This is a genomic window from Methylobacterium haplocladii, assembly GCF_007992175.1.
Lineage (GTDB): Bacteria > Pseudomonadota > Alphaproteobacteria > Rhizobiales > Beijerinckiaceae > Methylobacterium > Methylobacterium haplocladii.
The window spans coordinates 95,966-103,530 of record NZ_BJZT01000035.1 but is presented as its reverse complement, the minus strand read 5'-3'; the positions used below and the strand labels follow the sequence as shown (position 1 = coordinate 103,530).

General features: G+C 68.5%; 5 protein-coding genes and 1 pseudogene. 4 read left to right on the top strand and 2 right to left on the bottom strand.

The window, feature by feature from the left end; translation table 11 throughout:
• Positions 1–271 (top strand): annotated as a pseudogene (locus tag MHA02_RS16185) (glucose-1-phosphate thymidylyltransferase RfbA); the annotation flags it as partial.
• Here MHA02_RS16185 and MHA02_RS16180 read toward each other — a convergent pair.
• Positions 268–915: a hypothetical protein gene (locus tag MHA02_RS16180; protein ID WP_147080495.1), complete on the bottom strand. Its 648-nt coding sequence runs from the start codon at positions 913–915 to the stop codon at positions 268–270. The pseudogene MHA02_RS16185 and the gene MHA02_RS16180 sit on opposite strands and share 4 nt — an antisense overlap.
• Positions 916–1,121: 206 nt before the next feature.
• On the opposite strand from MHA02_RS16180, the gene lexA reads away from it, so the two are divergent.
• Positions 1,122–1,850 (top strand): transcriptional repressor LexA, encoded by a 729-nt coding sequence (gene lexA, locus MHA02_RS16175; RefSeq protein WP_147080493.1) that lies wholly within the window; start codon positions 1,122–1,124, stop codon positions 1,848–1,850.
• Here lexA and MHA02_RS16170 read toward each other — a convergent pair.
• The gene (locus MHA02_RS16170) at positions 1,844–4,135 is read right to left on the bottom strand and encodes a ComEC/Rec2 family competence protein (protein ID WP_147080491.1); all 2,292 of its coding nucleotides are present in this window, start codon (positions 4,133–4,135) and stop codon (positions 1,844–1,846) included. The genes lexA and MHA02_RS16170 overlap by 7 nt on opposite strands.
• A 168-nt stretch (positions 4,136–4,303) precedes the next feature.
• Here MHA02_RS16170 and gltX point away from each other — a divergent pair, with 168 nt between their 5' ends.
• On the top strand, positions 4,304–5,701 hold the full coding sequence (gene gltX / locus MHA02_RS16165; protein ID WP_147080489.1) for a glutamate--tRNA ligase: 1,398 nt from the start codon (positions 4,304–4,306) through the stop codon (positions 5,699–5,701).
• Between the two features lie 201 nt (positions 5,702–5,902).
• Positions 5,903–7,192 (top strand): citrate synthase, encoded by a 1,290-nt coding sequence (locus MHA02_RS16160; RefSeq protein ID WP_147080487.1) that lies wholly within the window; start codon positions 5,903–5,905, stop codon positions 7,190–7,192.
• Positions 7,193–7,565 lie beyond the last annotated feature (373 nt).

The window sequence follows — 7,565 nt, the reverse complement described above, 5'->3', positions numbered from 1 at the left end:
CGGCCAGTTGCACGTGGAGCGGATGTCGCGCGGCTATGCCTGGCTCGATACCGGCACGCACGACAGCCTGCTGGAAGCGGCGGAGTTCGTCCGCACCCTGCAGAACCGACAGGGTCTCCAGGTCGCCTGCCTCGAAGAGATCGCCTATCTGCAGAGCTTCATCACCCGCGACCAGCTCATCGCCCGCGGTGAACTCTTCGCCAAGACCTCCTATGGCCAGAACCTGCTGAGGCTCGCGAAGGAAGAGCAGCCGCTGAACGAGGACGTTTAGCGCTCGCCCCGCGCCAGCACGGCGCCGGTATAGGTCTCGGCGACCTCGCAGAACGGTATACCGGCCGCCGTCGAGAGCACGGCCTCGACGAAGAACAGCTTTTTCTCAGGGCCGGGCGGTTCGAGCTCTTCGGGTGTCCAGAGCATCTTGAGGGACAGGTTGCGACGGGTGGGCGCGAGTGGATGCACCACGCGCCCGAACGGAGCCTCGGTCGTCTCCAGCATCGTGTTCATCTCGGCCGTCAGGCGGCTTGGTACGTACCAGTTGTCCGCCTCCGACAGGACGTGGCCCCCGCAAGTCAACCGCACGCGCCGATAGCGGACCGGCTCGTCCGGCCGTAGGGCAAGGCGCTCCCGTTGGAGATCCGACAGCATCTTTTCCGGTCCGGAGACGCGGACCGCGGTGAGACGCGGATCGATGGCGAGGCCGCGCTCAGCGCACCAGGCTTCGAGCACGGCAGTCGCGCTGTGGGCGGCGAGCAGACGGGCACTCAGGGTCTCGATCAAGCGCTCGGTCCCGGCCCTCGGTTCGGATGGATGGATCGCAACCGGCTCATTCGCACGGGCCGGCGTCAGCGTCGCGGCGCCACCGACCGCTGCCGCGAGAGCAAGCACCACGATCCGCTTGCCACTCTCGGTCCCCATCGCACCGTCGGCATCCACGTCCATTGCGCAGCGCAATACGGCGTCCCGCCTGAAACGTCCACAGGAGCGGGAAACGCAGCCTTCCTTCGCCCGAACCGCTTTCGACGGCGTCTCCCGCTTGCGGAACACTTGAAGAACGCTTAACCTGTTCGTGGTTTGTTTCGGCGGTTCCGTGGCCCGGTGATCGCCTCTTTCAGGTGGCTCGCATGTTGACGCGCAAGCAGTTGGAGCTGCTCCAGTTCATTCAACAGAGGATGAGCGAAAGCGGCGTTCCCCCCTCCTTCGACGAAATGAAGGATGCGCTGGATCTGCGATCGAAATCCGGCATTCACCGTCTGATTACCGCGCTCGAGGAGCGGGGCTTCCTGCGGCGCCTGCCGAACCGGGCGCGCGCCATCGAGATCATCCGGATCCCGGAGCCGATCACCGGCAAGCAGGCACCTCCGCCGCAGGCCGAGGTGCGACGGTTTACGCCGAGCGTCGTGGAAGGCGGACGCGCCAAGGCCACGCCGCCGAGGCCGACGACGACGCAGGTGTTCGACGAGGACGGCCGCGCGGTGATGGTGCCGGTGATGGGCCGGATCGCGGCCGGTACGCCGATCTCGGCTATCCAGAACCAGAGCCACTCCATCGCGATGTCGCCGGACTTTTTGGCCGGCGGCGAGCATTACGCTCTGGAAGTCCGTGGCGACTCGATGATCGAGGCCGGTATCCTCGACGGCGATCTCGTTGTGATCCGCAAGCAGGACACCGCCCAGACCGGCGACATCATCGTGGCGCTGATCGACGACGAGGAGGCGACCTTGAAGCGCCTGCGCCGCCGAGGCTCGTCGATCGCGCTCGAAGCGGCGAACCCGGCCTATGAGACCCGCGTACTCGGCCCCGATCGCGTTCAGATCCAGGGCCGCCTCGTCAGCCTCGTGCGCCGTTACTGAAGCGGTTCAACGGGAGCGTCTGCGCCCGAGGCCACTGTGTCCTCGGCCGCCGGCGATCCGTAGGCCGCGAAACCCGACGGCTGATCGGGCACGGGCGTTTCCGGCTTGGCTGCGGGCCGCTTGACGGCAGGGGGCGGGCGCCAGGGTGGCGGCGGTCCCGGTTTTCGCACGGTGACGAGTACCGGGCCGGCGGCTTCGAGGCGGATCATCGCCGCGCCGTGCTGAGCAAAAAATTTGCGGTCGAGGATCAGGCCGGCGGCGCAGCCCGGGGGTGCATCGCGGTGTGTCACCAGAATGGCGACGCGGGCGCAGTCTTCGAACAGCGCGCGCTTGTCCTTGGCGAGCGCCAGCCAGCGCCCGTCCTTCATGCGGATCGTGCAGCCCAGCCTGTCGCACCGTGCGCCGTCCCCGGCCCCCACCTGATCGGCCCGACGGCCATCGCCGTCCGCCTTGAGCCATTGCTCCAGCACGAAGTTCGGCGGCTTTCCGAGGACGGCCAGCCGTCCATCGGCGCCGCGGATCGCAGCGCCGGCACCGCCGCGATCGATGAAGACGTCGTAGCGCGTCGGCACTGCCGCAAGCGCCAGCCCGCCGAACGCGGGCAGCAGGGCGAGCCAGCGCAACCGTGAGACCAGCAGCGTCGCGAACAGCAATGCCGCCGCCAGCAATGCGAGCGCCCAGGGTCCGTAGGCCGGCACGACGACGTTCGCCTGTCCGAAGCCGGCGATCCAGGTCGAGATCGCGAGCATGCCGCGCACTGCCTGCCCCATCAGCCACCAGACCGGCTGATCGAGAGCGAAGGGATAGGCGAGGATGCCGATCACCGCGGACGGCATCACCACGAGGGAGACGAGCGGCAGGGTCAGCGCGTTGCCGACGAGGCCGAAGGGCTGCACGGTCTGGAAATGGTAGGTCGAGAACGGCGCCGTCGCGATCTGCGCGACGAGGGTCGTCGCCAGTGTGCCGATCACCGCCGTCGCCAGGAACGAGAGGCTTCGCCCCAGCCAGCTCCGTCGCTCGCCGGCGAGCACGCGCCCGTTCAGCAGCGGCGCGCAGGCGATGAGTCCGGCCACGGCGCCGAAGGACATCTGGAAGCTCGGGCCGAGGAGGGCTTCGGGTTCGCGTGCCAGCGCGATCATGGCGGCCAGGGCGAGGTTGCGCATACTCAGCGCGGGACGGTCGACGAGGATCGCGCCGAGCATCACCAGCGTCATGATCCAGGAGCGCTCGGCCGCGATGTCCCAGCCCGAAAAAGCGCAATAGGCGGTGACGCCGGCCATCGCCGCGCCGGCCGCGATCTTCTTGATCGGCCATGTCAGCGCAAGAACGGGCACCAGCGCCAGCAGCGCCCGCACCAGCCAGAACACGACACCGGCGGCGAGCACCATGTGCAGTCCGGAAATCGAGACCACGTGATAGATCCCGGCGGCTCGGAGCACGTCGTTCGTTTGCGGAGAGATCAGCCCGCGCTTGCCGGTGACGAGGGCGGCGGCGACCGCGCCGCCCTGTCCACCGGTGGCGTCGGTGATGCGGCGGGTCAGGGCGTTGCGGGCGTCGTCGATCGCGGCCGCCAGGCGAAGGCCCCAGGGCAGCGGCCCGTCGGGCGCGATCACGTCGATCCGGCCCGTGAGCGATCCCACCGCGCCGATGCCGCGAAACCAGGCATCGCGGGCGAAATCGTAGCCGCCGGGCCGCGCGGCTTCGGGTGGGGGCAGCAGCCGGGCCACGGCGCTGATCCGGTGGCCGGGCTTGATCGCCTGCGCCTTGCGGTAGGAGACGCGGACCCGCGTGGGGCGCCCGCCCTCCTCCAGGGTGCCGAACGCGATCACCTTCACGATCAGCCGCGCGCCCTGCTCCCGCTCGTCGAGCGCCTCGACGAGGCCGGTCAGCGGCGCGATCATCGTGCGGGCGAGCACCGGGCTCGCTACGCTGGCGACGCGGTAAGCCGCTGCCGCGAAGCCGAGGAAGGCTGTGGCGAGCCCGAGCATCAGGGCCAACGCCACCGGCCGGGCGCGCAGGGCGAAGGTCGCCGCCATCGCGCAACCCGCAGCCAGCAGCGGCGCGGCGAGCATCGGCTGCCCGTCGGTGGCGGTCAGTTCGATCAGAATGCCCGCTCCAAAGGCCACGGCCAGCCAGGGAAACAGCCGGCGCTGCCCGGCCTCCTGCGCGACCGCGCCGATGAAGGCCTTTCGGAGGTCGCCGAGAGCGAGCGAGGGCGTCGGCAGGCGGCCGGCGACGCGAGCCGGGAGGCTCCGTACCGCCGTTGCCGCGCGCTCCCCCGCCATCCGGTTGGTTCCGTCGCAGCCCGATCGCGAGACCCCGTGACGTTTTCTTAACGCATCCCTCGTCGCGTGCTACAGGCGCGCCTTGGATCGGGTACCGGACTTCGCCGAATGGCGGGGTCGATCCACAGATCCGACAACCCCTGCCCCCTTTCAGCAGTCAAGCTCCCGATGCCGTCCAACGTCGTCACGCGCTTCGCGCCCTCGCCCACCGGCTACCTGCATATCGGCGGGGCGCGCACGGCTCTGTTCAATTGGCTCTACGCGCGCCGCTTCGGCGGCCGCATGCTGCTGCGCATCGAGGACACCGACCGCGAGCGCTCGACGCAGGGCGCGATCGACGCGATCCTCGACGGGATGTCCTGGCTCGGCCTCGACTGGGACGGCGAGCCCGTCCACCAGTTCGCCCGGGCCGACCGCCACCGCGAAGCCGCCGAGACACTGCTCGGCTCGGGTCATGCCTACCGCTGCTTCGCGACCGCCGAGGAACTGCAGCAGATGCGCGAGACCGCCCGCGCCGAGGGCCGTGCGCCACGCTACGACGGCCGCTGGCGCGACCGCGATCCGTCCGAGGCGCCGGCCGGCGCCAAGCCGGTGATCCGGCTCCGCGCGCCGACCGAGGGCGAGACCGCCATCGACGACGCCGTGCAGGGCCGGGTAACCTGGCAGAATCGCGACCTCGACGACCTCGTCCTGCTGCGCTCGGACGGCAACCCGACCTACATGCTCGCCGTGGTGGTGGACGACCACGACATGGGCGTCACGCAGGTGATCCGCGGCGACGACCACCTCACCAATGCCGCCCGTCAGGCACAGATCTACAAGGCGCTGGGCTGGGACGTGCCGGCCATGGCGCATATCCCGCTGATCCACGGGGCCGACGGCGCCAAGCTCTCGAAGCGCCACGGCGCCCTCGGTGTCGAGGCCTATCGCGACCTCGGCTACCTGCCGGCGGCCCTGCGCAACTACCTCGTGCGCCTCGGCTGGAGCCACGGCGACCAGGAGGTGTTTTCGACCGACGAGATGGTCGCCGCCTTCGATCTCAAGGCGATCGGCCGTTCGCCGGCGCGGTTCGACTTCGCCAAGCTGGAAAACCTGAACGGCCGCTACATCCGCGAAAGCGACGACACCGCGCTGGTGGACGCGATCCAGCGGATCGTGCCGGAGCCGATCACGCCGAAGCTGCGCGAGAACCTCGTCGCGGCGATGCCGGGTCTGAAGGAGCGCGCCAAGACCCTCGTCGAGCTTCTCGACAGCGCCTATTACCTCACCGCCGCCCGGCCGCTCGCCCTCGACGACAAGGCCAAGGGCCTCCTCGGCGACGACGCGAAAACGCGGCTCGGCCTCGTGATTCCCGCGCTCGAAGCCCTTGAGGAGTGGTCGGCCACCGCCACCGAAGCCGAAGTGCGAAAGTTCGCGGAGGCGCAGGGCCTCAAGCTCGGCCAGATCGCCCAGCCGCTGCGTGCGGCGCTCACCGGACGGGCGACCTCGCCGCCGCTGTTCGACGTGATGGCGGTGCTCGGGCGCGAAGAATCGCTCGCCCGTCTGCGCGATCAGATCACGCAGTGACAATCGTCTCCGATCGTCTGCGTTTTGCATTGCAACACGCCGAGGGCCGGGGTCTCCCCGTTGCTGGCGGTGCGGCGATCCGCTAACCCGGTTCCTCAGTGAGCAACTGCAGCATAGCTGCGGTTCCGCCTCTGTCCGGGGCGCTCGACCCGTCGGCCTCCGGACCGGTGCTGCCCGTCGCGAGAAAGGGTCCGCGCGTCCATGAGCGTTTCCGCAAGCTCCATCACGGTCGACGACAAGCGCGTCGAGCTACCCGTCAAGTCCGGATCGATCGGGCCGAGTGTCGTCGACATCGGCAAGCTGCACGGCCAGACCGGCATCTTCACCTTCGATCCCGGCTTCACCTCCACCGCCTCGTGCGAATCGGCGATCACCTACATCGACGGCGACAAGGGCGTGCTGCTCTATCGCGGCTACCCGATCGAGCAGCTCGCCGAGCAGGGCGACTTCCTCGAGACCGCCTACCTGATGCTGTTCGGCGAATTGCCGACGCCCGCCCAGAAGGCGGATTTCGACTACCGGGTCACGCGCCACACCATGGTGCACGACCAGATGAACCGGTTCTTCCAGGGCTTCCGCCGCGACGCGCACCCGATGGCGATCATGGTCGCCTGCGTCGGCGCGCTCTCGGCGTTCTATCACGACTCGACCGACATCTCGGACGAGAACCAGCGCATGATCGCCTCGTTGCGCATGATCGCCAAGATGCCGACGCTTGCCGCAATGGCCTACAAGTATTCGATCGGCCAGCCGTTCGTGTATCCGAAAAACGATCTCGACTACACCTCGAACTTCCTGCGGATGTGCTTCGCGGTGCCGTGCGAAGAGTTTCAGGTCAACCCGACCTACGCCCGCGCGCTGGACAAGATCTTCATTCTGCACGCCGACCACGAGCAGAACGCCTCGACCTCGACGGTGCGGCTCGCCGGCTCCTCGGGCGCCAACCCATTCGCCTGTATCGCTGCCGGCATCGCCTGCCTTTGGGGTCCGGCCCATGGCGGTGCCAACGAGGCGGCGCTGAAGATGCTGATGGAGATCGGCACGCCCGACAACGTCGCGAAGTACGTCGCTAAGGCGAAGGACAAGAACGACCCCTTCCGCCTGATGGGCTTCGGCCACCGCGTCTATAAGAACTACGACCCGCGCGCGCGCATCATGCAGAAGACCACGCATGAGGTGCTGAAGGAGCTCAACATCAAGGACGACCTGCTCGAGGTCGCCGTGCAGCTCGAAAAGATCGCGCTGGAGGACGAGTACTTCATCGAGAAGAAGCTCTACCCCAACATCGACTTCTACTCGGGCATCACCCTGAAGGCCCTCGGCTTCCCGACCTCGATGTTCACGGTGCTGTTCGCGCTCGCCCGCACCACCGGCTGGATCGCTCAATGGGCCGAGATGATCCAGGACCCGGCCCAGAAGATCGGCCGCCCGCGCCAGCTCTATGTCGGGCCGGAGCAGCGCGACTACGTGAACATCGCCCAGCGCGGTTGAACGCCGGCCGTCGAGCCGTTCCGGGGCCGCGCGGCGGAACCCGGAACGACGGGGAGGAAGGCGAGATCGGCGCAGCCGCCTGTGGACAGACCCGGACGCGCGGCGCGGTGAGCCCCGATCGTACCGCCGAATCACTCCCCGCCCGGGGCGCGCCGCGATAGCCTTTCTTGGGGAGGCCCGTGCGACGATGCGCTGCCGGATTTCGTTTGCAGATCAACACTCCAAGCCCATCGTCGCCAGCGTGAGCACCGCGAAGCAATCCAGGGTCGCAAGCCCGACGCCGGAGAGGCGGCCCCGGGTTGCTTCGCCTTCGGCTCGCAAGGACCGGAATGGACACGGTTCGAAGACTCGAACACGACCGTGCGGGCCGGCT

Coding starts and splice junctions, on each gene's coding strand:
- MHA02_RS16180 (WP_147080495.1), bottom strand. CDS start 915: ATGGGGACCGAGAGTGGCAAGCGGATCGTGGTGCTTGCTCTCGCGGCA.
- lexA (WP_147080493.1), top strand. CDS start 1,122: ATGTTGACGCGCAAGCAGTTGGAGCTGCTCCAGTTCATTCAACAGAGG.
- MHA02_RS16170 (WP_147080491.1), bottom strand. CDS start 4,135: ATGGCGGGGGAGCGCGCGGCAACGGCGGTACGGAGCCTCCCGGCTCGC.
- gltX (WP_147080489.1), top strand. CDS start 4,304: ATGCCGTCCAACGTCGTCACGCGCTTCGCGCCCTCGCCCACCGGCTAC.
- MHA02_RS16160 (WP_147080487.1), top strand. CDS start 5,903: ATGAGCGTTTCCGCAAGCTCCATCACGGTCGACGACAAGCGCGTCGAG.